20 protein-coding genes and 1 tRNA gene are annotated in these 23550 nt (G+C 71.5%); 11 read left to right on the top strand and 10 right to left on the bottom strand.

Going from position 1 to position 23550, the window contains the following annotated elements:
* The first annotated feature begins 87 nt into the window (after positions 1-87).
* Complete coding sequence (locus ACKUU6_RS17595; protein WP_030392646.1) at positions 88-762, top strand: Crp/Fnr family transcriptional regulator; 675 nt, start codon at positions 88-90, stop codon at positions 760-762.
* Between the two features lie 92 nt (positions 763-854).
* Here ACKUU6_RS17595 and ACKUU6_RS17590 read toward each other — a convergent pair whose 3' ends face one another.
* From ACKUU6_RS17590 to ACKUU6_RS17570, 5 genes are all read right to left on the bottom strand, one after another.
* Positions 855-1676, bottom strand: a complete 822-nt coding sequence (locus ACKUU6_RS17590; protein ID WP_407989521.1) for an MBL fold metallo-hydrolase — start codon at positions 1674-1676, stop codon at positions 855-857.
* A complete protein-coding gene (locus ACKUU6_RS17585; protein WP_407989520.1) occupies positions 1673-1855 on the bottom strand; it encodes a hypothetical protein in 183 nt (60 codons plus the stop codon). The genes ACKUU6_RS17590 and ACKUU6_RS17585 overlap by 4 nt, the downstream gene beginning before the upstream one ends.
* Before the next feature lie 26 nt (positions 1856-1881).
* A complete protein-coding gene (locus ACKUU6_RS17580) occupies positions 1882-2727 on the bottom strand; it encodes an NUDIX hydrolase (protein WP_407989519.1) in 846 nt (281 codons plus the stop codon).
* 198 nt (positions 2728-2925) lie between these two features.
* Positions 2926-3390 carry a RidA family protein gene (locus ACKUU6_RS17575; protein WP_407989518.1) on the bottom strand — a complete coding sequence of 155 codons (465 nt, stop codon included), beginning with the start codon at positions 3388-3390 and terminating at the stop codon, positions 2926-2928.
* On the bottom strand, positions 3390-3545 hold the full coding sequence (locus ACKUU6_RS17570) for a DUF4177 domain-containing protein (protein WP_157531528.1): 156 nt from the start codon (positions 3543-3545) through the stop codon (positions 3390-3392). Before ACKUU6_RS17570 ends, ACKUU6_RS17575 begins: the two co-directional genes overlap by 1 nt.
* Before the next feature lie 165 nt (positions 3546-3710).
* Here ACKUU6_RS17570 and ACKUU6_RS17565 point away from each other — a divergent pair, with 165 nt between their 5' ends.
* Together ACKUU6_RS17565 and ACKUU6_RS17560 are read left to right on the top strand one after the other, a co-directional pair.
* Entirely contained in the window at positions 3711-4769 is a 1059-nt protein-coding gene (locus ACKUU6_RS17565) for an ArsA-related P-loop ATPase (protein ID WP_407989517.1), read from the top strand.
* Entirely contained in the window at positions 4766-5902 is a 1137-nt protein-coding gene (locus tag ACKUU6_RS17560; protein ID WP_407989516.1) for an ArsA family ATPase, read from the top strand. Before ACKUU6_RS17565 ends, ACKUU6_RS17560 begins: the two co-directional genes overlap by 4 nt.
* 87 nt (positions 5903-5989) lie before the next feature.
* On the opposite strand, the gene ACKUU6_RS17555 is transcribed toward ACKUU6_RS17560, so the two are convergent.
* Positions 5990-6313, bottom strand: a complete 324-nt coding sequence (locus tag ACKUU6_RS17555; protein ID WP_033333275.1) for a WhiB family transcriptional regulator — start codon at positions 6311-6313, stop codon at positions 5990-5992.
* Between the two features lie 400 nt (positions 6314-6713).
* Between ACKUU6_RS17555 and ACKUU6_RS17550 the strand changes: the two genes are divergently transcribed.
* Positions 6714-8951, top strand: a complete 2238-nt coding sequence (locus tag ACKUU6_RS17550) for a transglycosylase domain-containing protein (RefSeq protein WP_407989515.1) — start codon at positions 6714-6716, stop codon at positions 8949-8951.
* 91 nt (positions 8952-9042) lie between these two features.
* On the opposite strand, the gene ACKUU6_RS17545 is transcribed toward ACKUU6_RS17550, so the two are convergent.
* Positions 9043-9495, bottom strand: coding sequence for a GatB/YqeY domain-containing protein (locus ACKUU6_RS17545; protein ID WP_407989514.1), 453 nt, complete (start codon positions 9493-9495; stop codon positions 9043-9045).
* Between the two features lie 180 nt (positions 9496-9675).
* Between ACKUU6_RS17545 and ACKUU6_RS17540 the strand changes: the two genes are divergently transcribed.
* Positions 9676-10617, top strand: a complete 942-nt coding sequence (locus ACKUU6_RS17540) for a metallophosphoesterase (RefSeq protein ID WP_407989513.1) — start codon at positions 9676-9678, stop codon at positions 10615-10617.
* A gap of 100 nt (positions 10618-10717) precedes the next feature.
* Positions 10718-10791 (top strand) — tRNA-Pro (locus tag ACKUU6_RS17535).
* Between the two features lie 344 nt (positions 10792-11135).
* Here ACKUU6_RS17535 and ACKUU6_RS17530 read toward each other — a convergent pair.
* Both ACKUU6_RS17530 and ACKUU6_RS17525 read right to left on the bottom strand, forming a co-directional pair.
* Complete coding sequence (locus tag ACKUU6_RS17530) at positions 11136-12287, bottom strand: serine hydrolase domain-containing protein (protein WP_407989512.1); 1152 nt, start codon at positions 12285-12287, stop codon at positions 11136-11138.
* A 312-nt stretch (positions 12288-12599) separates the two neighbouring features.
* A complete protein-coding gene (locus ACKUU6_RS17525) occupies positions 12600-15119 on the bottom strand; it encodes a PKD domain-containing protein (protein WP_407989511.1) in 2520 nt (839 codons plus the stop codon).
* 331 nt (positions 15120-15450) lie between these two features.
* Between ACKUU6_RS17525 and ACKUU6_RS17520 the strand changes: the two genes are divergently transcribed.
* The 5 genes from ACKUU6_RS17520 (at position 15451) to ACKUU6_RS17500 (ending at position 22706) form a co-directional block, all read left to right on the top strand.
* The gene (locus ACKUU6_RS17520; protein ID WP_408649636.1) at positions 15451-16341 is read left to right on the top strand and encodes a TetR/AcrR family transcriptional regulator; all 891 of its coding nucleotides are present in this window, start codon (positions 15451-15453) and stop codon (positions 16339-16341) included.
* Between the two features lie 588 nt (positions 16342-16929).
* Complete coding sequence (locus tag ACKUU6_RS17515; RefSeq protein WP_407989509.1) at positions 16930-17706, top strand: ABC transporter ATP-binding protein; 777 nt, start codon at positions 16930-16932, stop codon at positions 17704-17706.
* The gene (locus ACKUU6_RS17510; RefSeq protein WP_407989508.1) at positions 17703-20504 is read left to right on the top strand and encodes an FtsX-like permease family protein; all 2802 of its coding nucleotides are present in this window, start codon (positions 17703-17705) and stop codon (positions 20502-20504) included. Before ACKUU6_RS17515 ends, ACKUU6_RS17510 begins: the two co-directional genes overlap by 4 nt.
* Before the next feature lie 130 nt (positions 20505-20634).
* Complete coding sequence (locus tag ACKUU6_RS17505) at positions 20635-22452, top strand: prolyl oligopeptidase family serine peptidase (RefSeq protein WP_407989507.1); 1818 nt, start codon at positions 20635-20637, stop codon at positions 22450-22452.
* Positions 22449-22706, top strand: coding sequence for a hypothetical protein (locus tag ACKUU6_RS17500; protein ID WP_407989506.1), 258 nt, complete (start codon positions 22449-22451; stop codon positions 22704-22706). Before ACKUU6_RS17505 ends, ACKUU6_RS17500 begins: the two co-directional genes overlap by 4 nt.
* 20 nt (positions 22707-22726) lie before the next feature.
* On the opposite strand, the gene ACKUU6_RS17495 is transcribed toward ACKUU6_RS17500, so the two are convergent.
* On the bottom strand, positions 22727-23515 hold the full coding sequence (locus ACKUU6_RS17495; RefSeq protein ID WP_407989505.1) for an SURF1 family protein: 789 nt from the start codon (positions 23513-23515) through the stop codon (positions 22727-22729).
* Positions 23516-23550: the final 35 nt, after the last annotated feature.

The following is a 23550-nucleotide window of genomic DNA, read 5'->3' as shown; positions in this document are numbered from 1 at the left end:
TCCTCATATGATCGGAGCGACATGCGTCATCCTTGGTGAGGCAAGTCATGACCGGAAGCACCACCCACCACCAGCAGGAGGAAGCACGTGGACGACGTTCTGCGGCGTGCCGCGCTGTTCGCGGCTCTCGATGACGAGCAGGCCGGCGAGCTGCGTGCCTCCATGACCGAGGTGACGCTGGCCCGTGGTGAGTCGCTCTTCCACGAGGGCGACCCGGGTGACCGGCTGTACGTGGTGGCCGAGGGCAAGGTCAAGCTGCACCGCGCCTCCCCGGACGGCCGGGAGAACATGCTCGCCGTGCTCGGCCCCAGCGAGATGATCGGCGAGCTCTCGCTCTTCGACCCGGGCCCGCGCACCGCCACCGCCAGCGCGCTGACCGAGGTCAAGCTGCTCGGCCTCGGCCACGGCGACCTGCAGCCCTGGCTGCACGCCCGACCCGAGGTCTCGATCGCCCTGCTCCGGGCGATCGCCCGACGGCTGCGGCGTACCAACGACGTGATGTCCGACCTGGTCTTCTCCGACGTGCCCGGCCGGGTGGCCAAGGCCCTGCTGGACCTGTCCCGCCGGTTCGGCGTGCAGTCCGACGAGGGTATCCACGTCGCGCACGACCTCACCCAGGAGGAGCTGGCCCAGCTGGTCGGCGCCTCCCGCGAGACCGTCAACAAGGCGCTGGCCGACTTCGCCGGCCGCGGCTGGCTGAAGCTGGAGGCCCGCGCGGTGGTCCTGATGGACGTCGAGCGGCTCTCCCGCCGCTCCCGCTGACGCCGTAACGGAGGGCCCGTGAGTTGCTGCTCACGGGCCCTCCGGCGTCTTTTGGCACGGCCCTCCGGCGCTTGCGGCTGCCTTACGGACGGTCAGATCAGGCCGTGGTCCTCCAGGTAGCGCAGCTGCGCGCGGACGGACAGCTCGGCGGCGGGCCAGAGCGCGCGGTCCACGTCCGCGTAGACCTTGGCGACCACCTGCTCGGCGGTCCGGTACCCCGCCTCCACGGCGGTCTCCACCTGGGCCAGCCGGTGCGCCCGGTGGGCCAGGTAGTAGTCCACGGCACCGAGCGCGTCGGTCAGCACCGGACCGTGGCCCGGCAGCACCGTACGGACGCCCTGCTCGGCGGCCATGGTGTGCAGGCGGCGCAGCGAGTCCAGGTAGTCGCCGATCGTCCCCTCGGGGTGGGCGACCATCGTGGTGCCCCGGCCGAGCACGGTGTCGCCGGTCAGGATCGCGCCGTCGGCGGGGAGGTGAAAGGTCAGGGAGTCGGCGGTGTGCCCGGGGGTGCCGACCACCCGGATCTCCAGGCCGCCAATCTCCAGCACCTGGCCGCCGCGCAGGCCCTCGGAGCCGAGGCGGTGGGCGGGGTCGAGCGCCCGGACCTCGGTCCCGGTCAGCTCGGCGAACCGCGCCGCGCCCTCGGCGTGGTCGTGGTGGCCGTGGGTCAGCAGGGTCAGCGCCACCCGCTTGCCCTGCTGCTCGGCGGTGTCGATCACCCGGCGCAGGTGGCCATCGTGCAGCGGGCCCGGGTCGATCACCACCGCGAGCTCGGAGCCGGGCTCGGACAGCAGCCAGGTGTTGGTGCCGTCGAGCGTCATCGGCGAGGGGTTCGGCGCCAGCACGCAGAACGCCCGGGGGGTGGCCCCGCCGCCGATCTCGGCGGCGGGGTCACCGGGAAGAGGACCGCTCACCGGCCGCCCTCGCAGATCCGGTGCAGGCTGCGGGGGTGCAGCGGCCGCTCCAACGAGCGCAGGTACGGCTCCGCCGGGACGGGGTCGAGCTGCCCCGCCAGCGAACGGAGGGTCAGCGGCCGGACCGACAGGGTGGGCTGGGGGTACGCCGCGCGGCGAACCACGTCGTTGTGGGTCATCGGGCGATCCTTCCTGGGTGGAACGGTCAGTTGAGAGGAAAAATACCGTCGATGGTCAGCTCTTCATACCCCGACCATCGCACCGAGATCCGATCGCCGGCCAGCTCCGCCGTACCGAGGATCGGCTCGATCTTCCGGTCCGCCGCCAGGGCGGCCGCGTGCGCCGCCGTACCGGCGGGCAACAGCTCCCGGAGCACCGTCACGGTCGGCGGCATCATGCCGTACCGGCCCACCGCGTGGCCCTCGACCGCCTCGGCGGGGGTCAGCCACGCGACCCGGTCCGCCTCGCCGACCGAGTCGGCGGCCCGCTGGCCCGCGGGCAGTGCGGCGACGAAGAACCAGGTGTCGTACCGGCGCTCCTCGAAGGCCGGGGTGATCCACCTGGCCCAGGCCGACAGCAGGTCGGAGCGGAGCAGCAGGCCGTGTGCCCGCAGGAAGTCGGCGAAGGAGAGCTCGTGCGCCTCCAGTGCGGCCCGCTCGGCGGACCAGTCCGCGGCGTCGGCCATGGTGGTGGGGTCCGGGCCCGCCAGCAGTACGCCGGCCTCCTCGAACGTCTCCCGGACGGCGGCGCAGACCACCGCCTGCGCGGTGGCGGCGTCCACCCCGAGCCGCTCGCCCCACTCGGCGGGGCTCGGCCCGGCCCAGCCGAGCTCGACCTCCGCGTCCCGCGGATCGACGCCCCCGCCCGGGTAGGCGTACATCCCGGCGGCGAACGGCATCGAGGTGCGGCGCCGCAGCAGGTACGTCTCCGGGCCTCCGGCCCCGTCCCGCAGCAGCACCACGGTGGCGGAGGGCTTCGCGACCGGCGGGGTCAGCTCGCCCGCCGCGAGCGCCCTGATCCGGGCGGGCCAGGACGGCGGCATCGGCATCATGCCCCGGATGCTAGGTCATGGTCCCCGGAACGTAAACGGACAACCCAGGGGCTCGGCGAACTGCGAGGAGATCTGGCGCCGGGGTCACCACGAAGGTTCCTGACCGTCTACGCGACGATCACCTTGCGAGGGCCGGCTTCGCAGTTCCCCGAGCCCCTGGACCGTGAACGGTTGATGCCCGGAGCGCCCGACCCGGCGTCAGGCGGAGACGCGGACCTGGAACTCGATCTCGACCGGTGCGTCCAGCGGCAGCACCGCCACGCCGACCGCGCTGCGCGCGTGCACGCCCGCCGCACCGAAGACCTCGCCGAGCAGCTCGCTGCACCCGTTGATCACGCCGGGCTGGCCGGTGAAGTCGGGGGCGGAGGCGACGAAGCCGACCACCTTGACGATCTGCTCGACCTTGTCCAGGTCACCGATCACGGACTTGATCGCGGCGAGGCCGTTGAGCGCGCAGACCTGCGCGAGCTGCTTGGCCTCCTCGGCGGTCACCTCGGCGCCGACCTTGCCGGTGCTCGGCAGCTTGCCGCCGACCATCGGCAGCTGACCGGCGGTCAGCACGTACTCGCCGCTGCGGATCGCCGGGACGTACGCGGCGACCGGCGGGACCACCTCGGGGAGGACCAGACCCAGTTCGGCCAGCTTCTCCTCAACCTTGCTCATCAGCTCTTCTCCCGCTTCAGGTAAGCGACCAGCTGCTCCGGGTTCGGGCCCGGAACGACCTGGACGAGCTCCCAGCCGTCCTGACCCCAGGAGTCCAGGATCTGCTTGGTGGCGTGAACGAGCAGCGGCACGGTGACGTATTCCCACTTGGTCATGGGGGTGACTCTAGTACGCGGCCGGGGTGTGATCCGGGCCACAGGCCGGGCATGAATCCGGACGGTTCCTCCCGGGCTCCCGGCATCGGGGGCGGCGGCTGGTTACGCTCGCGGGAGGAGGCACCCACCGGGGTGCGGTGCCGCTGAGACGGACGGAGACGGAGCGTGGACCAGGTGGACCGGCGCGATCCGGACTGGGAGGGTGTCCGGCTCCACGTGGTCAGTGGCAAGGGCGGCACCGGGAAGACCACCGTCGCCGCCGCACTGGCGATGGCGCTGGCCGCCGACGGGGGCCGGACGCTGCTGATCGAGGTGGAGGGCCGGCAGGGCATCGCGGAGATGTTCGGGATCGCGGCGCTGCCGTACGAGGAGCGCAGGATCGCCACCGTCTCGCGGTCCCGGCTCGGGCTGGACGGGCGGGCCCCGGCCGGTGAGCTGTACGCGCTGGCGATCGACACCGAGCAGGCGCTGCTCGAGTACCTGGACATGTTCTACAAGCTGGGCCGGGCCGGGAAGGCGCTGCAGAAGGTCGGCTTCGTCGACTTCGCCACCACTATCGCCCCCGGGGTGCGGGACGTGCTGCTGACCGGGAAGGCCTGCGAGGCGGCCCGGCGCAAGGGCCCGGACGGGCGACGGGCGTACGACGCGATCGTGATGGACGCGCCGCCGACCGGACGGATCACCAGGTTCCTGAACGTCAACTCCGAGGTGGCCGGGCTGGCCAGGTTCGGGCCGATCCACGGGCAGGCGCAGGCGGTGATGCGAGTGCTCAGGTCGCCGGAGACGGCGGTGCACCTGGTCACCCTGCTGGAGGAGATGCCGGTGCAGGAGACCGTGGACGGCGTCGCCGAGCTGACCGAATCCCAACTCCCGCTCGGTGGCGTGCTGGTGAACATGGTCCGGCCGCCGGTACTGGACGCCGCCGCGGTCGGCGCGGTGCACGGCGACCACCGGGAGGAGGTCGCGCTGGCCCTCGGCGAGGCCGGACTGGGCGGACGGTCCAAGTCCGCCACGACGGTCCGGGCGGCGGTGGAGCCACTGCTCGACCCGCTGCTCGACCAGGCCCGCGAGCACGCCGAGCGGGTCCAGCTGGAGCGCGAACAGCGCTCGGTGCTCCAGCAGTTGAAGCGGCCGACGTACGAACTCCCCTTGCTGGGCGGGGGCGTGGACCTGGGCGGGTTGTACCGCCTGGCGGGCGAGCTGAAGCGGCAGGGGGCGGCATGACCGAGCTCGACATCGACATCCTGATCGGGGACCCGGAGACCCGGATCGTGGTCTGCTGCGGCTCCGGCGGGGTGGGCAAGACCACCACGGCGGCGGCGATCGGCCTGCGGGCTGCGGAGCGCGGCCGGAAGGTGGTCGTGCTGACCATCGACCCGGCCAGGCGACTGGCCCAGTCGATGGGCCTGACCGAGCTGGACAACACCCCGCGGGTGGTCAAGGGCGTGACCGGCGACGGTGAACTCCAGGCCATGATGCTGGACATGAAGCGGACCTTCGACGAGGTCGTGCTCACCCACGCCGAGCCCGAGCGGGCCAAGGCGATCATGGAGAACCCGTTCTACCAGTCGCTCTCCGCCGGATTCGCCGGCACCCAGGAGTACATGGCGATGGAGAAGCTCGGCCAGCTGCGGGCGGCCGGCCAGTGGGACCTGATCGTGGTGGACACCCCGCCGTCCCGTTCCGCGCTGGACTTCCTGGACGCGCCGAACCGGCTGGGTTCGTTCCTGGACGGCAGGCTGATCCGGATCCTGACCGGCCCTGCCAAGGTCGGCGGGCGGAGCGCGATGAAGTTCCTGAACGTCGGCATGGGCCTGATCACCGGCACCCTGGGCAAGATCTTCGGCGCCCAGCTGCTGACCGACGTGCAGACCTTCGTCTCCGCGATGGACTCGATGTTCGGCGGCTTCCGCGAGCGCGCCGACCGTACCTACCAGCTGCTCAAGGCGCCGGGCACGGCCTTCCTGGTGGTGGCCGCGCCGGAACGGGACGCGCTGCGCGAGGCGGCTTACTTCATCGACCGGCTGGCCGCCGACGAGATGCCGCTGGCCGGCCTGGTGCTCAACCGGGTGCACCGCACCGGGGCGCCGCAGCTCACCGCCGAACGCGCGCTGGCCGCGGCCGAGGCGCTGGAGGAGAACGGCACGGGCAGCACCACGGTGGCGGCGGAGACGCTGGCCGCCGGGCTGCTCCGGCTGCACGCGGAGCGCATGCAGGTGATGGACCGCGAGCGGCTCACCCGGGACCGGTTCGTCTCGGTCTACCCGGACGTGCCGATCGTCGAGGTGCCCGCCCTGCCGGGCGACGTGCACGACCTGGACGGCCTGCGCGCCATCGGCGAGCGGCTGGGCGGCTGACCCTCCGTCAGCCGTCCTGTCCCGTACGGCGGCAGGGCGCAGTCGGCCCGTACCTACGGCGGCGCGCCTGCCCCGGAGCCGTACGGGCTAGCCCGCCTGTGCGTAGTCGGTCAGGATGACGCCCGTGGCGAGCGACTCCTCGTACTCGGTGCGGGCCGTCTCCAGCAGCCTGCGCCAGGACATCACCGTCGGCCTGCGGCGGAGCAGGGCCCGCCGCTCGCGCTCGGTCATCCCGCCCCAGACGCCGAACTCCACCCGGTTGTCGAGCGCGTCCGCGAGGCACTCGGTACGCACGGGGCACCCGCTGCAGACCGCCTTGGCGCGGTTCTGCGCGGCCCCCTGAACAAACAGCTCGTCCGGATCACTCGTGCGGCAGGCTGCCTGCGCACTCCAGTCGTCCACCCAGCCCATCACGGCGCCGTCCTCTCCCGAATCGGGGCTCCCCCACGGCGGCAACGGCATATTCACCGCTGCCAGTTGAGGACGTTACGGAAGAACGACAGGACGCAACAGCCCCTTCGGGCCCAATCTCAAATGACCCGATCGGACTATGGGTATCCGTCTTCTCACTCGTTGGAGTGACCGCAGGTCGGGGGCCTTGCCAGGGGCATTCGGGGCACTTTCGTCACCCTCTGCCACAGTGCGGCCGGCGGAGGTGGCGGCAAGTCACCCAACAACGGGTCATTTCGGGCAAAGCTCATCACTCACAAGAGTGACGATGATGAACAGAGCGAAGCTGTCGCAGTGTTGTGACAAGCCTAGGCGAACACCTGCCCCCATGTCCGGGAATCCGCGACGTAGTGTTCTCTCCATGGCACCTCAGCGACCCGCGGGATCCCCGCTTGACAAGGCCGGGCTCGGGCTCAAGTTCCTGGGCATCAGCGTGCTGGCCGGAGTTCTCGTCGCGGGCATGGCGCTGCCCGCCATCGGCGCACTCGGGCTGACCGCGAAGGACACCGCCGAGAGCTTCGACAACGTCCCGACCGACTTCAAGGCGCCGACCCTCTCGCAGGCCTCGTTCATCTACGACGCCAAGGGCGGTCTGATCGCCAAGGTCTTCGACCGTGACCGGACCATCCTGACCCAGGAGCAGATGGCCCCGATCATGCGGCAGGCCCAGGTCGACATCGAGGACGCCCGGTTCTACGAGCACGGCGCGATCGACCTCAAGGGCGTGCTCCGCGCGATCGGGAAGAACGCCGAGTCCGGCGAGGCGACCCAGGGTGCCTCCACGCTGACCCAGCAGTACGTGAAGAACGTCAACGTGGAGCTGGCCGGCGAGGACAAGGACGCCTTCCGCGAGGCCACCAAGAAGAGCCTGGGTCGCAAGATCCAGGAGCTGAAGATCGCCATCAAGCTGGAGGAGGACCTGACCAAGGATCAGATCCTCACCAACTACCTGAACATCACCTTCTACGGCCACCAGGCGTACGGCGTCGAGTCGGCGGCCAACCGCTACTTCAGCAAGAGCGCCAAGGACCTGACCATCGCCGAGGCCGCCACGCTGGCCGGGCTGGTGCAGAACCCGACGGCGTACGACCCGCTGCTGCACCCCAAGGCGACCCAGACCCGCCGCGACACGGTGATCGGCAAGCTGCTGGAGAACAAGCACATCACCGAGGCGCAGGCCAAGGAAGCGATCGCCACCCCGCTGAACCTCAAGTACAAGGAGCCGCTGAACGGCTGCATCACCGCCCAGGCGGGGATGGGCTTCTTCTGCGACTACGTCCGGCACGTGGTGAAGCAGGACCCGGCCTTCGGCAAGAGCGCCACCGACCGGCAGCGGCTCTGGTCCCAGGGCGGCCTGAAGATCTACACCACCATCGACCCGGAGAAGCAGGCCGCCGCGTACAAGGCGGTGACCACCAAGGTCTACCCGACCGACTCGGTCGCGGCCGCCGCCACCATGATCAAGCCCGGCACCGGCGAGATCCTGGCGATGGCGCAGAGCCGCCCGTACGGCATCGACTCCAAGCAGAACCAGACCGTGATCAACCTTAACGCCGACGCGGCGATGGGCGGCGGCAACGGCTTCTCCCCCGGCTCGACCTTCAAGCCGATCCTGGCGGCGGCGGCGCTGGAGAGCGGCATCCCGATCACGCAGGAGTACCCCTCCCAGTACGAGATCGACTACCCGAAGATGACCCAGTGCTCGGGCACCTGGAACGAGAAGGGCGTCAAGCTCAAGAACGAGAGCACGTCCGAGTCCGGCCCGTACGCACTAAAGGAGGCGATGGCCAGGTCGGTCAACACCTACTTCGTGCAGATGGAGGCCGACATGGGCCTCTGCGCGGTCAAGCAGATGGCCGACAAGCTCGGCATCAAGAACCTGGCCAGCGGAAAGCCGCTGATGGAGGTCCCCTCCATGGTGCTCGGCACCCAGGAGGTCTCCCCCATGGTGATGGCCAACGCCTACGCGACCTTCGCCGCGCGCGGCAAGTACTGCGCCCCGATCGCCGTCAAGTCGGTGGTCAACACGGCCGGCACCCAGCTGCCGGTACCGCAGGCGAACTGCAACCAGGTGATCAGCGAGACCACGGCGGACGGCATCAACACCCTGCTGCTCGGTGTGACCGAGAAGGGCACCGCCTCCTCCCTCACCCTGGACGACCGGCGCCAGATCGCCGGCAAGACCGGTACCACCGACGAGCGGTACGCGGCCTGGTTCACCGGCTACACCCCCGAGCTGTCCACCTCGGTCTGGCTGGGCGGCCCGACCGTGAACGTCTCGATGAAGAGCATCAAGATCGGCCCGACCTGGTTCAGCAGCGGCGTCTACGGCGCCACCGGCCCCGGGCCGATCTGGCAGATGGCGATGAGCCAGGCCCTGGAGGGGACGCCCAAGAGCACCTTCCAGACCGTCAACATCCCCGACCCGCAGCCCAAGCCCGACCCCAGCGCCACCGCGTCCCCGCCGTCCGGCGACGCCGCAGCGGCCAACGGCGGCCTGATCGGCGGCAACTTCTCCCTGCCGCCCGGCATCATCGGCGGCAACGGCAACGGTGCCGGCGGCAACGGCGGTAACGGCAACGGCGGCGGGCGGCACTGAGTCGGCCGTGACGCGCAGAGGGCCCGCCCCGGTTCGACCGGGGCGGGCCCTCTGCGCTGTCTCCCTACCGCCTCAGGGCTCTACCGCTCCACTACGTCAGCGCGGCCTTCACCGCGGCGGCCACCCGGCCGCCCTCAGCCAGGCCGTCCACCTTCGGCTTCACCAGCTTCATCACCGCGCCCATGCCCTGCGGACCGGTCGCCCCGCTGGCCGCCACCGCCTCGGCCACGATCGCGGCCAGTTCCTCGTCGCTGAGCTGCTTCGGCAGGTACCGCGCCAGGAACTCACCCTCGGCCCGCTCCTTCGCGGCCGAGTCGGTGCGGCCGGCCGCGTCGAAGGCCGTGGCCGCCTCCCGGCGCTTCTTCGCCTCCCGGGCGATCACCTTCCGCACGTCGTCGTCCGAGAGCGTCCGCTCCGTCTTACCGGCCTTCTCCTCGGCCGTGACGGCGGACAGAGTGAGCCGGAGGGTGGAGGAGCCGAGCTCGTCCCGGGACCTGATCGCGTCGGTGAGGTCCTCCTGCAGTTGCTGCTTGAGCGTAGTCATAGGCCATTCATATGCCGCCGACCGGCCACGGGCAACCGGATTGCCCACTGACGGGCCGTCAGTCCGGTAGCCGCCTTCTGCTCCTTGGCGGCTGCTCGGCGAGTGTCGGGCGGCTGTGTGCGCGTCCTCATGGAGCACCGGCCGTTCCCGTTCCGATCATGGGTCTGAGAGCATGGACCGATGCGACCGCTGTACTCCGTCCCACTCGGAATCGCCGCCACCGGCGCCGCCTGCCTCGCCTACTCCGCCGGGTTCGAGGTCCGCTCGTTCCGGCTGCGCCGGGTCGAGGTACCGATCCTGCCGAAGGGAGCGCGGCCGGTACGGGTACTCCAGGTCTCCGACATCCACATGGTCAACGGGCAGACCAAGAAGCAGCGCTGGCTGCAGAGCCTGGCCGGGCTCCGCCCCGACCTGGTGGTGAACACCGGCGACAACCTCTCCGACCCGCTCGGCGTACCCGCCACCCTCGACGCACTCGGCCCGCTGCTCGACTTCCCCGGCGTGTACGTCTTCGGCTCGAACGACTACTACGGCCCCAGCCCGAAGAGCCCCACCCGCTACCTCAAGGCCCTGAAGAGCGGCGTCCACGGCCTGAACAACCCCGACGGCTCCGGCCGCCGCGGCATCACCGGCGCCGTCCACAACCCGTGGGAGGGCCTCCGCGACGGCTTCGACGCGGCCGGCTGGCTCGACCTCACCAACACCCGCGGCCGCCTCAAGCTCGCCGGCCTCGACGTCGAGTTCACCGGGCTGGACGACCCGCACATCCGCCGCGACCGCTACAACGCCGTCGCCGGCGGCCCCTCGGCCGACGCCGACCTCTCGATCGCCGTCGTGCACGCCCCCTACCTCCGCGTCCTGGACGCCTTCACCGCCGACCGCTACCCCCTGATCCTGGCCGGCCACACCCACGGCGGCCAGCTCTGCATCCCCTTCTACGGCGCCCTGGTCACCAACTGCGACCTCGACACCCGCCGCGTCAAGGGTCTCTCCGCCCACCGGGCCGGCGGCCACCAGTCCTACCTCCACGTCTCGGCCGGCTGCGGCACCAACCGCTACACCCCCGTCCGCTTCGCCTGCCCCCCGGAAGCCACCCTGCTCACCCTCGTCCCCCGCCGCTGACCTGCAGCTGCGAACCCCCGGATACCGGATTTCGCCTCACGGCACCCGTCCGGTAGAGTTCTACTCGTTGCACCGGAGACGGAGAGCAACGAAGCAGGACCGGGGTGTGGCGCAGCTTGGTAGCGCGCTTCGTTCGGGACGAAGAGGCCGTGGGTTCAAATCCCGCCACCCCGACCCAGCAGGAAGGGCCCTACCGGAGAAATTCGGTAGGGCCCTTTCTCGTTGTGCGGGTCCGACTGAGTGACCGAACCTCAGAACAGGTCGCCCGTCACCACGGCGCCGGTCTGGATCACCGGCCGATCCGCATCCGGTAGACCAGCTCGGTGACGGCGGTGCTGAAGTGGCCGACGGGGCGTGAGATCTCCTCCGACAGTGCACCGTTGTCGACAACCAGCTGAGCCGGAGCTCACGTGGCGTTCGCACCCTCACCCCACCACCGCGTCCAAACCGACGTACGTCAGGCCATAGCACTCTCACAAGCCCCGGCACAGCCTCGCCCGCGGCAGCTGGGGCGTGGGTCAGTTCTGGTCGGACGCGTCGCCGTAGACGTTGCCCGGGCTGACCACCTGGGTGATGGCGCGGCCGAGGAGGGTGCTGGGGTTCTCGCCGTTGGAGCGGATGTCGGTGTTGAGGAGGATCACCATCGTGGCCTTCTGGGTGGGGAGGTAGACCGTCAGGCTCTGGTAGCCGGGCAGGGAGCCCGCGTGGCCGATCCAGCCGTGGTTGATGTCGATGCCCAGCCCGTAGGCGTCACCCGGTGCGCCGGTGGGGTGTGCGTCGAGGCGCTCCGCCTGGGTCTGCGGGCTCAGCAGTGCGCCTGTCGCGACGTTCTCCGCCCAGGAGTGCATGTCGTCGAGGTCCGAGATCATCGCGCCGGCTGCCCAGCCCCAGCTGGGGTTGAAGTCCGTGGCGTCCGCCACGGTGCCGTCCGGCGTCAGGTCGGTGTAGCCGTGGGCGTGCGGCTGCGGGAACTCCGCCGCCTCCGGCAGGAAGGTGTGGTCCAGGCCGCTCGGCCGCGTGATCAGGTGCCGGATCACGTCCCTCAAGGGACGGTGGGTGACCTTCTCGACGACCAGGCCGAGCAGCACGGTGTTGGTGTTGGAGTAGTCGAACTGCGTGCCGGGAGGGAACTGGTTGGGGTGCTCGAAGGCGATGCCGAGCAGCTCACTCGGCGACCACTGGCGGTGCGGCTCGGTCGCCAGCAGGTGCTGGAAGCCCGCGTCCTTGCTGTAGGCGAACAGGCCGCTGCGCATGTCCGCGAGCTGACGCAGCGTGATGTGCTCGCCGTCGGGCACTCCGTCAACGTACGCGGAGATCGGGTCATCCAGGCCGACCTCGCCACGGTCGACGAGCTGGAGCAGCGCGGTGACGGTGAAGGTCTTGGTCTCGCTGCCGATCCGCATGTTCAGGTCGGTTCGCATCGGGGCGCAGTCGCTGGTGTCCGCGACGCCGAAAGCTCGCACGTAGCGCGGCTGTCCGGGCTGCCAGACGCCCACGATCACTCCGGGGACACCGGCGTCGGTGGCCGTCTGCTGGATCACCCGGTCCAGTTCCGCCGCGTTCGCCTCCCAGGGCTGTGACGCGGCGGCCGGTTCCCTGGGGACCGGTGCGGCCGCTGCGGGAGCGGCAACGGCGGGCAGGGAGGCCGCCGCGCAGGTAGAGACGACCATGGCGATGCTGAGCAGGGCAGTTCGGCCCGTCCGGATCCACATGCCTCCTGGGTACGTCGCTCCGGGTCCTTGCCCGCAGCGCCACGCGGCCTCCCGGCGCGCATTCATCCGAACGCTTCGGGCTCGCTCCGCGGAGAACGAAGCCCTCGGACCCTGATGAGGGGCGTCCGCCAGGAGAGGAGCCGGTGGCCCCTGCTGACGCCCCGCCCGTCGCGGCTGGAGCGGCTTCGCCGACCTCCGGGGCGAGGCCGTCAACACAGCCAGCTGCCGGCAGGGCCGCCCAGGTGGGCGGCCCTGCCGGCAGCGAGGGAGTCAGCGCAGGGCGAGCGAGACGGAGGTAAGTTCGCCTCCCTGGTAGACCGGCGTGGCCGAGTCGTACCAGGTGCCCGCGTTGGTGTAGATCTCGTGCAGGGAGTTGTTCTCGACGGCCTCGATGACGCGGTCGCCGGTGGGCCGGATCTTGAGTGTCAGGTTCTTGATGTTCGCTCCGGCGCCCTGGACCGGGTTGTCGTGCCAGCCGTCCGGCGCCGAGTAGATCTCGTGCAGGACACCGTTCTCGACGGCCTCGATCACCCGGCGGCCGGAGGCATCGAACGCGAAGCTCATGGCCGTGACGTTCGGAGCGACACCCTCGATCGGGTTGTCGTGCCAACCGTCCGGCGCCGAGTAGATCTCGTGCAGAACGCCGTTCTCGATCGCCTCGATCACCCGGCGGCCGGAGGCATCGAACGCGAAGCTCATGGCCGTGACGTTCGGAGCGACACCCTCGATCGGGTTATCGTGCCAACCGTCCGGCGCCGAGTAGATCTCGTGCAGGACACCGTTCTCGATCGCCTCGATCACCCGCGCACCCGACGGGCTGAACGCGAAGCTCAGCGCGGTGATGTTCGCTCCGGCCCCCTGGACCGGGTTGTCGTGCCAGCCGTCCGGCGCCGAGTAGATCTCGTGCAGGACACCGTTCTCGACGGCCTCGATCACCCGCGCACCCGACGGTGCGTAGGTGAAGTCGAGCGTGCTCGCGGGGATCAGCGACGGGATGGTGAGGCCGCTGTCGTGCCAGACGTTCCCGTCGTTGTAGATCTCCGTCACCCGCCCGTACTTCACCGCCTCGATCGTGCGGTTCAGCGGCAGCAGCTTGCCTATCTCGACCTGCTGCGACCTGGTCCCCGTACGGCCGTGGTCGTCGGTCACGATCGCGGTCACCTGGTACGTCCCGGGGCCCGGGAAGGTGTGCACGAACGGGTCCGGCGAGTACGGCCCGGGACCCTCCACCGTCGGTGAGCCGTCACCGAAGTCCAGCGTGAACTTGGTGATGGGCCAAGGGCTTCCGGCGTACACGTTGAACGACGCGCGGGGCACGGACCAGTCCTGCTGCCACACCGAGAAGGCCGGCTCGATGGGGTTGAGCGGGGCAACGGTGACCGTGCTGCTGCTCGTGCGGGTGACCACGCCGTCGGTGACGGTGACCGACACGGTGTAGGTGCCGCCTGCCGGGTAGGTGTGCGTCGGGTGGGTCCAGCCGTCGGCCACCGGTACCTTCGGGCTGCCGTCACCGAAGTCGAGTTCGCCGACGACCGGTCCCCAGGCATTCGCGACGGTCACGCTGAGGTTCACGTCCAGCGGATGCCAGATCTCCTGACTCGGTACTCCGGACACCGAGACCAGGAGCGGGTCCTGGGTTTCGGTCGCCCCGCGGTCGGTGAAGCCGGCGCCGGTTCCGGTGTTGGCGACCTGCGGGTCGTCGACCCGCGGATTGCCGAGGATGTCGGTGGCCAGCTCACCGGGCGCGGTGGCGTCGGCCGAGTCGACGGCCTCCCGCGGGTAAGCGCTCGCAGCAAGCTGGGCACTGGTGACGTCGTGGGTGCCCTGTCCGGTCGCGGCGGAGAACCCGGCCGGCGACGTGTACGTGGCGTCGCCCCACTGGTAGTTGACCAGGTCGACCCGGGCGGGCACCACGTTGTAGTCCGCCTTGGTGCCACTGACCGAGGCGGCCGAGACGATCAGGTCGGGCTTCATGGCACACCCCGACGGGAAGCCGCTGGACGCGGCGACGTTGTTCTCGACCGTGGAGTTCGCCGAGTTCCCGGCGAGCGTGACCGGGACCGCGCAGTTCGATACGACAGTGTTGCTGGTCACCACGGTGCCGGGAGCATCGGTGACCGTGACGCCCGGACCTGCGAGCCTGATCTGGTTGGTGGTGACGACCGCTCCGGTGACCCCGGCGTCGATCGCGACGCCGGCCTTGCCCGTGCTGATCAGGTTACGGCTCACCGTCGAAGCCGTGGTCCTCCCGGTGACCCGGATGCCCGGTGCCGCTCCCGAGGCTCCGCTTCCCACCGTTCGAAGAGCGTTCCCGTCCACCGTGATCCGGTCGGAGTCGGAGACCAGGACCGCCTCCTGGAGGCCCTGGAGACCCAGGCCCGTCACCGTGACGTCATGAACGCCGGAGAGCACGAAGGCATGCGGCAGGGCCTGCGCGTCCGCGCCGGTGGGGGCGACGCCGACCAGGCTCCTGGCCTGCGCGTGGTTCGCACCGCCCCGGAAGGTGACGGGATGGCCCTGGGTGCCCGAGCGGGTGACGGTGACCTGCTCCGGGTAGTTACCGGGAGCGATCTGTACGGTCTGGCCGGGCTGCGCGGCGTCCGCTGCGGGCTGCACCTTGCAGAACGGCTGCGCCTCCGACCCCGTTCCGCTGTCCGAGCAGTTCGCGGCCGCGCTGTTGACGTAGAGCGTGTTCGAATCGGCGTGCGCGGCGAAGACCGGCAGCGCCGTTCCGAGCACGGTGGAGCTGACGAACGCCGCGGCAAGGCCGACATGACGACGTGTTGGCACGGTTGGATTCCCCCAGAGAACGAGCGAAAGCGCTGGGCGCACCTCCTCATCGGGAGGATGTCGATCACTCAGCGACGCGGACAGCAGTATTCACGAGCCGTGTCGCGCGGTGCGCCCGGGGTACCTGAAGAGCCTGGCGCAGTCGGCCCCGATTCGGCCGCGCACCGCCCGTGCGCACACCGTCGAATCCTGGACCGCACAGGGTCGAAGCGGCCACCGGTGTACGGCGGACCGGTGTGCCACTTTTTTGTGAGCAATCGTTCAACTAAATGGGAGGCCGACCGTGGGGCCCACCCAACTCTGGTATCGGGCAGAGGTGTTGGCCTCCGCGATGGGGCTCTTCCGTCGTCGGGGCTACCTGGGCGCCTCGCTGCGGGACATCGAAGAGGCGACCGGACTCCACCCGGGCAGCCCGTACCGGACGTTCAAGAACAAGGACGGCCTGTTCCACGCGGCCCTGGAGGCCTACAACGAGCAGGTGGTGCAGGGACGGGTCCGGGCGCACCTGCTGGAGCCGACCGATCCGGTGACGGGCATCCGGTCGTTCTTCACCTCGGCGTACGAGAGCGGGCTCGATCCCGATCCCGGCTGCCTGTTCACCAACACCGCGGTGGAGTGCTTCGCCGTTCCCCAGGCGGCCGCCGGGGTTCGTGAGGGCCTGGAGACCATCGAGTCCGGGCTCTCCGACGCGCTGACCCGGGCCCGAGCGCTGGGCCGCGTACCGGCGGAACTGGACGTCGAGATGGCGGCCGCTCAGCTGTTGCGCTCTACCAGGGCCCGTTGGTGCTCGTCCGGGCCGGCACGCCGATCACCAAACTTCACACCGTCACCGAGGGCGCGCTCACGTCGATCGGCCCACGAAACGAGAAACAGCGATGAACGACTCACAGCAGCTCTGGACGGACTACGCCGCCTGCTGGTCGGCCGGGCCGGACGTGCGGATCGCCGCGCTCGGGGCGGTCGCCCTGGACGAGGTGGGCTACCGGGATCCGGGCACGGGGTCAGCAGCCTGACCGAACTGGCCGCCTACATGGGCGGATTCGTGGAGGCCTTCCCCGGCCACCGCTTCCGCATCGACGAGGTGCTGGGCCACCACGACCGGTCGCTCGCCCGGTGGACCCAGCTCGACGAGCAGGGCAACCCCGCGATGACGGGCGTCAGCACCGCGGTGCACCGCGACGGCCGGCTCGCCGACGTGACCGGGTTCTTCATCCCCGCGTAAGCAGCTTCCGATTCCCCGCGTAAGCAGCTTCCGATTCCCCGCATAAGCAGCTCCCGATCCGGGCGTAAGCAGCTCGTGATCTCGACGTAAGCAGCTCCCGCAGGCGCCACGGGCCCAGCCCCGGCGACCGACGCGGCGAGCCCTCCCCAGGGCTGGTGTCCGTCAACGGCAGCAGCCCTGACGGAATTTCAGCAACGGATCACCCGGCCCGGTACGCCCACAGGCAGGCCGGCACCCCGGCCTCGGCCCAGCGGTCGCACCCTCCCTGACCAGCGGGAGCACACCGTGGTGTGAGCGCTGCACGATCGCGTGCGAGAGCAGCGCCATGACGTGGCCACTGACCACCACGGCGCCCCCGGGGCGACGGCTCCCACCACCACCTGCGGATCCCTGACCGCTTGAACCGGGCCTGCATACCGGGTATACATACTCGGTATGCAGGCATGCTGGGGTGGTCGACCGGCGGCCCGCCAGGACAGTGACCGGGGTGCCATTCCCCGGCGGAGCCGTCACCCGGCTCCGTCGGCGGGACGGCAGCTGTGCTGCGCCCGGTTCCTCGGGTGACGGCCGACGAGAAGGAGCCGACGAGTGACAGCCACAGAGTTCAGGGAAACCGAAGGGGCCGTTCTGCGCCTGCGGGGCGTGTCCCGCGTCCACGGCCAGGGAGCGACCCAGGTGCACGCCCTGCGCGGGGTGGACCTGACGGTCCGGCCGGGCGAGTTCGTCGCGGTGATGGGCCCCAGCGGCTCGGGCAAGTCCACCCTGCTCACCCTGGCCGGCGGGCTGGACACCGCCAGCTCGGGCCAGGTCCGGGTGGAGGGGCAGGACCTGGGCAAGCTGTCCAGGTCCGCACTGTCCGCCGTTCGCCGCCGGGCGATCGGCTACGTGTTCCAGGACTACAACCTGATCCCCGCACTGACCGCCGCCGAGAACGTGGCGCTGCCGCGCGAACTGGACGGCGTGACCAGCCGCCGGGCCAGGTCCGAGGCGCTGACCGCACTCGCCGAGACCGGCATGGCAGAGTACGCCGACCGCTTCCCCGACCAGCTGTCCGGCGGACAGCAGCAGCGGGTCGCGATCGCCCGGGCGCTGGTCGGCGAGCGGCGGCTGGTGCTCGCGGACGAGCCCACCGGCGCGCTCGACTCAGCCACCGGCGAGACCGTACTGGCCGTCCTGCGCGCACGCTGCGACGCCGGGGCGGCGGCCGTCATGGTGACGCACGAACCCGGCCACGCCCAGTGGGCGGACCGGGTGGTGCTGCTCACCGACGGTCAGGTGGTGGAAGAGCACCGGAAGGGTGCCGAAGCCGACGCCCCCCAGGGCCGCCACGCGCACGCCGCCACCGGGACGGACGAACGCCGATGAGCCTCTCCGCCTGGCGGGCCGCGCTCCGCATCGCCCGCCGTGACGCACTGCGGGCCAAGGGCCGCAGCGCACTGATCATCGCCATGATCGCGCTCCCGGTGGTGGGTGTCACCGGCGCGGACATCGTCGCCCGCAGCTCGCACGTCTCCCCGCAGGAGCAGGGCACCCGCCTGATGGGCACCGCCGACGCGTACGTCAGCACCAGCGCGCGGCCCGGCTGGCGGCTGGTGCAGGGCGCGGATCCCGCTTCGGGCCGCGTCTCCGTCCTGTCCCTGAACGGGCCGAAGCCGACGCCGACCCCCGAGGAGCAGGCCCGCAACGCCCAGCCGCTGGAACGGCTGCTGGAGCAGGCGCTGCCGGGCGACGCCAAACTGCTGCCCGTCGAGGCGCCCAAGCGTTCCCACCTGACCAGCACCACCTACGGCCTGGGCCAGGTGCAGACCTGGGGACTGGACCTGACGGACCCGCTGACGGCCGGCATCACCACACTCCGTCAGGGCAGCTGGCCCGCCGCGCCGTTCGAGGTGGCGGCGACCAGCGGCTTTCTGGCCGACTCCGGGCTGACGGTGGGGCAGAGCACCACGCTCAAGGGCACCACCCAGCCGCTGCGGATCACCGCCGCCGTCGAGTACCCGGGCGACCTGAGGGTGAGCCGGCTGATCGGCCGCCCCGGCGAGCTGAGCGGACTGCTCGCCGCCCTGCCGGAGGAGGCCCAGTCCGAGCCTGCGGCCGGCTCGCGGGACTACCTGGTCTCGCTCCCCAATCACGCCCCTTTCAGCTGGGAGGCGGTGCAGCAGGCCAACACCTTCGGCTTCACGGTGACGTCGCGGGCCGTGCTCGCCGACCCGCCGCCCGCTCTCGCCGTCAGCTCCAGTGCCGACCCCGAGGCCGCGCGGACCGCGCTCAGGACCGAGACCATCGCGGCCACCGCCGTCGGCCTGGCGCTGCTGGAGATCGTGCTGCTGGCCGGTCCGGCGTTCGCGGTCGGTGCCCGCCGGTCCCGGCGGCAGCTCGGACTGCTCGCGGCCTGTGGTGGCAACCGGGCGCACATCCGCCGGGTGGTGCTCGGCGGCGGCATCGTGCTCGGCGGCGTGGGCGCGCTGGCGGGTGTGGGGCTCGGCGCGCTCACCGTGCTGGCCGGCCGGTCCTGGCTGGAGGGCAGGTCAGGGGCACGCTTCGGACACTTCGCGCTGGACCCCACCGACCTGCTGGGCATCGTGGCGATCGGTGTGGTGACCGGGCTACTGGCCGCAGTCGTACCGGCGGTGCAGGCCGCCCGGCAGCCCGTGGTGGCAGCGCTCAGCGGCCGGGTCACCGCCCGGCCGCCGGCCAAGTGGCTCGCTGTGGCCGGCGGGCTCACGGCCCTGGCCGGCGCGGCCGTCGCCCTGAGCGGTGAGCTCTCCTCCTCCGGCTCGCACGCCGTCCTGGCGGGCTCGGTGCTCGCCGAACTCGGACTGATCGCCTGCACCCCGCTGCTGATCAGCCTGTTCGGCCGGCTCGGCCGCTTCCTCCCGCTCTCCCCCCGGCTCGCGCTCCGTGACTCGGCCCGCAACCGGGGACGTACCGCCCCGGCGGTCGCCGCCGTGATGGCAGCCGTCGCCGGCGCGGTCGCGGTGCTGACCTTCCAGACCAGCAGTGACTCGGCCGCCCGGGCCGCGTACGTGGCCTCGGCCCCGTCCGGCGCGGTGGTGCTGGACGTCTACCCCGTCAGGGGGACCGCCCCGGGCGCGGCCACCGAGCGGAACGGCGCCGCGCTGCGGACCGCCGTGGAGAGCGCCGTACCCGCGCTCGGGCAGCGCGCCGACCTGAGCACCCTCACGTACGGGGTCTGCGACGGTACGCCCGGCTCGTTCTGCGGCGGGGTCCGGGTGGTCCCGGCGCCCGGGAACGACTGCCTGGCCCCGCCCGGACCCGGCGGCCTGGACCTCCGCTGCGCGCGCGCCGCGCAGGACCCCGACGACATCAGGGAGGTCATCAGCGGCGACGGCACCGTGCTGCACAACCTGCTCGGAGTGGACTCCCCCGCCGCTGCCCAGGCCCTCACGGCCGGTCAGGTTGTGGTGGCGGACCCCGGCTACCTCCGGGACGGCAAGGTGACCCTGCAGCTGATCCGGTACGGCGCCACCGGCCCGCAGGACAACCAGGTCAGCACGGTCAGCCTGCCGGCCGTGGTCGCTCCCGGCACCGTCCGGGCCGCCCGCGCGGTGCTGTCCCCGGCGGCCGCCGCGGCGATCGGGCTGGTCCCGTCCGTCCAGCAGTCGGTCTGGCGGCCAGCGCACACCCTGGCCCCGGCCGAGGAGCAGCGCGCCACCGCCGCCGTGACGGAGGCCGGTTCCGGAAAGCTCGCGGTGGAGCGCGGCTACCAGTCCGGTTCCACCAACGCCATCGCGCTCGGGCTCGCCATCGCCGCCTCGGCGGTGGCCATCGCCGCCGCCGCCATCGCCACCGGCCTCGCGGCGACCGACAGCCGGGGTGACCTGGCGACCCTGGCGGCCGTGGGTGCCACCCCGGGCATCCGGCGGCGACTGTCCGCCTTCCAGTGCGCCGTGGTGGCCGCGATGGGCGCCGTGATCGGAGCACTGGCCGGGCTGGTGCCCGCCGCCGCCCTCCAACGGGTGCAGAACCTCGGTGTCGAGGCCCGGTTCGGCTCCGCCGGCTCGCTCCGGATCGGCAGCAACCCGCTGGTGGTCCCGTGGCCCGAGCTGGCCGCCCTGGTGATCGGGCTGCCGCTGCTGGCCTGGGTGCTGGCCGCCGTCTTCACCCGCTCCCGGGTGGCGCTGACCCGGCGGGCGCAGTAACACGGGGCGACATGGTGCGGCCCCGCCGGGAACCCCGGCGGGGCCGCACCATGTCGTCAGCCGCATCCGCGCCGGGCGGTGGCGGCCCGCACCGTTCCGCCGGGTCGGCGCGATCGGGTTTGATGGGGGGATGAGCAACGAGAAGAGTCCCGTACCGGAGTGGGAGCAGCGGTTCCGGGCGGCACGGGTCTCCCTGCCGGACTGGGCCGAGCAGGCCCCCGAACGCGCCCTGTACGTCTCCAACTCCACCGGCACGTACGAGATCTACGCCTGGCACCGGTCGGCCGACAGCCACCGCCAGGTCACCTCTCGCCCGAACGGGACCACCGACGCCGAGCTCAGCCCGGACGGCGAGTGGATCTGGTGGTTCGACGACACCGACGGCGACGAACTGGGCGTCTGGCGCCGCCAGCCGTTCACCGGCGGCCCCGACGAGTTGGCCGTCCCCGGCGTGCCCGCCGCGTACGACGCGGGGCTGGCGCTCGGCCTGGACGGCACCGTGGTGGTCGGCACCTCGGACGAGGAGCACGGCACCACCCTCTATCTGCGCCGACCGGGCGCCGCCGAGGTCGAGACGGTGTACCGGCACGAGGAGTACGGCGGGGTCGGCGACCTCAGCCACGACTCCTCCCTGCTCGCCGTCGACCACACCGAACACGGCGACGCGATGCACTCGGCGATCCGGGTGCTCCGGCTCTCGGACGGCGCCACGGTGGCCGAACTGGACGAGGTGACGGGACGTCGGAACCCCAGCGGGGTGGCCTGCCTGGGCTTCGCCCCGGCCGACGGCGACACCCGGCTGCTGATCGCCCACCAGCGCACCGGCCGCTGGGAGCCCGCCCTCTGGGACGTGACGACCGGCACCGAGACCGCGCTGCCGCTCCGCGACGACCAGGGCCGGGAGTTCCCCGGCGACCTGTCGGCGCAGTGGCGCCCCGACGCCCGCGCCCTGCTGGTCGAGCACGAGTACGAGGCGCGCAGCGAGCTGTTCTCGTACGAGCTGGCCACCGGCGAGCTGACCCGGCTGGACACGCCGCGCGGCACGGTCTCCGGCGCGACCGCCCGGCCGGACGGGACGGTGGAGTTCCTCTGGTCCTCGGCCGCGGAGCCCTCGGCGGTCCGCTCGACGGCGGGCGGCGTGGTGCTGCGGGCACCCGGACCGGTGCCGCCCGGCTCGGTGCCGGTCGAGGACGTCTGGGTGGAGGGACCGGGCGGGCGGGTGCACGCGCTGGTCCAACGCCCGTCCGGGGATGGTCCGTTCCCCACCCTGTTCGAGGTGCACGGCGGTCCGACCCACCACGACAGCGACTCCTTCGCGGCCGGGCCCGCCGCCTGGCTGGACCACGGCTTCGCGGTGGTCCGGGTCAACTACCGCGGTTCCACCGGCTACGGCCAGGCCTGGACCGACGCCCTGCACGGCCGGGTCGGCCTGATCGAGCTGGAGGACATCGGCGCCGTCCGGGACTGGGCGGTCGACTCCGGCCTGGCCGACCCGTCCCAACTCGTGCTCTCCGGCGGCTCCTGGGGTGGCTACCTCACCCTGCTCGGCCTCGGCACCCAGGCCGACAGCTGGTCGCTCGGCCTGGCCGCCGTACCGGTCGCCGACTACCTCGCCTCGTACGAGGACGAGATGGAGGCGCTGAAGTCGCTGGACCGCACCCTGTTCGGCGGCTCGCCCGAGGAGGTGCCCGAACTCTGGCACGCCTCCTCGCCGTTGACCTACGTCGAGCAGGTGAAGGTGCCCGTCTACCTCAGCGCAGGGGTGAACGACCCGCGCTGCCCGATCCGGCAGATCGACAACTACGTGGCCCGGCTGGAACAGCTCGGCAAGGAACACGAGGTCTACCGCTACGATGCCGGGCACGGCTCACTGGTGGTCGAGGAGCGGATCAAGCAGCTCCGCCTGGAGATCGACTTCACACTGCGACACCTGGGGAGAGCGCGTTGAGCATCAGACGTGGAGTGGTGGCCTCGGGCGCCGTACTGGCGCTCCTGCTGACCGCGGCGGGATGCTCGTCCCGCTCCGACGACGACTGCGACGACAACCGCTCGGCGGGCGGCGTGACCACGACGGTCGCGCCCGTCCAGGCCCAGCTGCTGGCCAAGTCCAGCAAGGGGTCGAAGAGTTCGAAGAGCTCCAAGAAGTCGAAGACCCACAAGAGCACCACGCACCGGAGTAGCAGCGACGACTGCGACGACTGACCGTCCGAGCCGTCACCGGGTCAGTTCGGGACCGGGTCCAGTCCGAGGGCCCGGTCCCTGGCGTTCTCCGCCTCGCGGCGCGCCAGCCGGAACCACATGAAGACCACGAACCCGCCGAAGACGAACCACTCCAGTGTGTAGCCGAGGTTCTGGAACGCCCGCAGGCTCAGGCCGTTCCCGCCCTGCGGCTGCACGGTCGGCACCACGGTGAGCCCGTCGGGCACCGCGTCGGCGGCCACCCAGCCGTCGTACGTACCGTACGGCAGCACGTTCACCAGCGCCGCGGGACTGATCGTGCCCAGCTGCCCCTCCGGCAGTCCGCCGGCCACCGCGCCGTTGCTGCCGCTGTTCTCCGGAGCCTGCAGCCGCCCGGTGACGGTCACCTGCTCGGGACCGACCTCCGGCGCCGTACGTCCCACGGCCTGGCCCGGCGCCCAGCCCCGGACCACCGCCACGCAGCGGCCGTCACCCGGGCAGAGCGGGGTGAGCACGTAGTAGCCCTGCTTCCCGGCCACCGTGCGGTTGGGGACGAGCAGTTGGTGAGCCGGGTCGTACCGCCCGGTCAGCGTGACCGCGCGGCCGACCGTCTCGGTGCTGACCCTGGCGCCCGCGTCCGGCAGCAGCTCGGCGAACGGGACCGCCTCTCCGCCGGTGGCCGCACCGGCGGAACGTACCGCGTCCCGGTGCCGGTTCACCTGGCCCTCGAACCGGCTGAGCTGCCACGAACCGAGGAACAGGCACACCACGACCGCCAGCAGGGCGACCACGGTGCCGCCGAGCCATCGCGAAGTCAGGAGAAACCGGTACACACGCACCACGGTAACCACCCCTACACCCACCCCCG

Source organism: Kitasatospora sp. CMC57 (assembly GCF_045866025.2).
In the GTDB taxonomy this organism is placed as follows: Bacteria; Actinomycetota; Actinomycetes; order Streptomycetales; family Streptomycetaceae; genus Kitasatospora.
The sequence above is the reverse complement of the archived record's forward strand: the minus strand, read 5'-3'. Positions and strand labels throughout refer to the sequence as shown.

What these genes read in the sequence shown, in the direction of transcription:
- ACKUU6_RS17585 (WP_407989520.1), bottom strand. Translation starts at nt 1,855, where the DNA reads ATGACCCACAACGACGTGGTTCGCCGCGCGGCGTACCCCCAGCCCACC.
- ACKUU6_RS17580 (WP_407989519.1), bottom strand. Translation starts at nt 2,727, where the DNA reads ATGATGCCGATGCCGCCGTCCTGGCCCGCCCGGATCAGGGCGCTCGCG.
- ACKUU6_RS17575 (WP_407989518.1), bottom strand. Translation starts at nt 3,390, where the DNA reads ATGAGCAAGGTTGAGGAGAAGCTGGCCGAACTGGGTCTGGTCCTCCCC.
- ACKUU6_RS17570 (WP_157531528.1), bottom strand. Translation starts at nt 3,545, where the DNA reads ATGACCAAGTGGGAATACGTCACCGTGCCGCTGCTCGTTCACGCCACC.
- ACKUU6_RS17560 (WP_407989516.1), top strand. Translation starts at nt 4,766, where the DNA reads ATGACCGAGCTCGACATCGACATCCTGATCGGGGACCCGGAGACCCGG.
- ACKUU6_RS17555 (WP_033333275.1), bottom strand. Translation starts at nt 6,313, where the DNA reads ATGGGCTGGGTGGACGACTGGAGTGCGCAGGCAGCCTGCCGCACGAGT.
- ACKUU6_RS17550 (WP_407989515.1), top strand. Translation starts at nt 6,714, where the DNA reads ATGGCACCTCAGCGACCCGCGGGATCCCCGCTTGACAAGGCCGGGCTC.
- ACKUU6_RS17545 (WP_407989514.1), bottom strand. Translation starts at nt 9,495, where the DNA reads ATGACTACGCTCAAGCAGCAACTGCAGGAGGACCTCACCGACGCGATC.
- ACKUU6_RS17540 (WP_407989513.1), top strand. Translation starts at nt 9,676, where the DNA reads ATGCGACCGCTGTACTCCGTCCCACTCGGAATCGCCGCCACCGGCGCC.
- ACKUU6_RS17530 (WP_407989512.1), bottom strand. Translation starts at nt 12,287, where the DNA reads ATGGTCGTCTCTACCTGCGCGGCGGCCTCCCTGCCCGCCGTTGCCGCT.
- ACKUU6_RS17520 (WP_408649636.1), top strand. Translation starts at nt 15,451, where the DNA reads ATGGGGCTCTTCCGTCGTCGGGGCTACCTGGGCGCCTCGCTGCGGGAC.
- ACKUU6_RS17510 (WP_407989508.1), top strand. Translation starts at nt 17,703, where the DNA reads ATGAGCCTCTCCGCCTGGCGGGCCGCGCTCCGCATCGCCCGCCGTGAC.
- ACKUU6_RS17505 (WP_407989507.1), top strand. Translation starts at nt 20,635, where the DNA reads ATGAGCAACGAGAAGAGTCCCGTACCGGAGTGGGAGCAGCGGTTCCGG.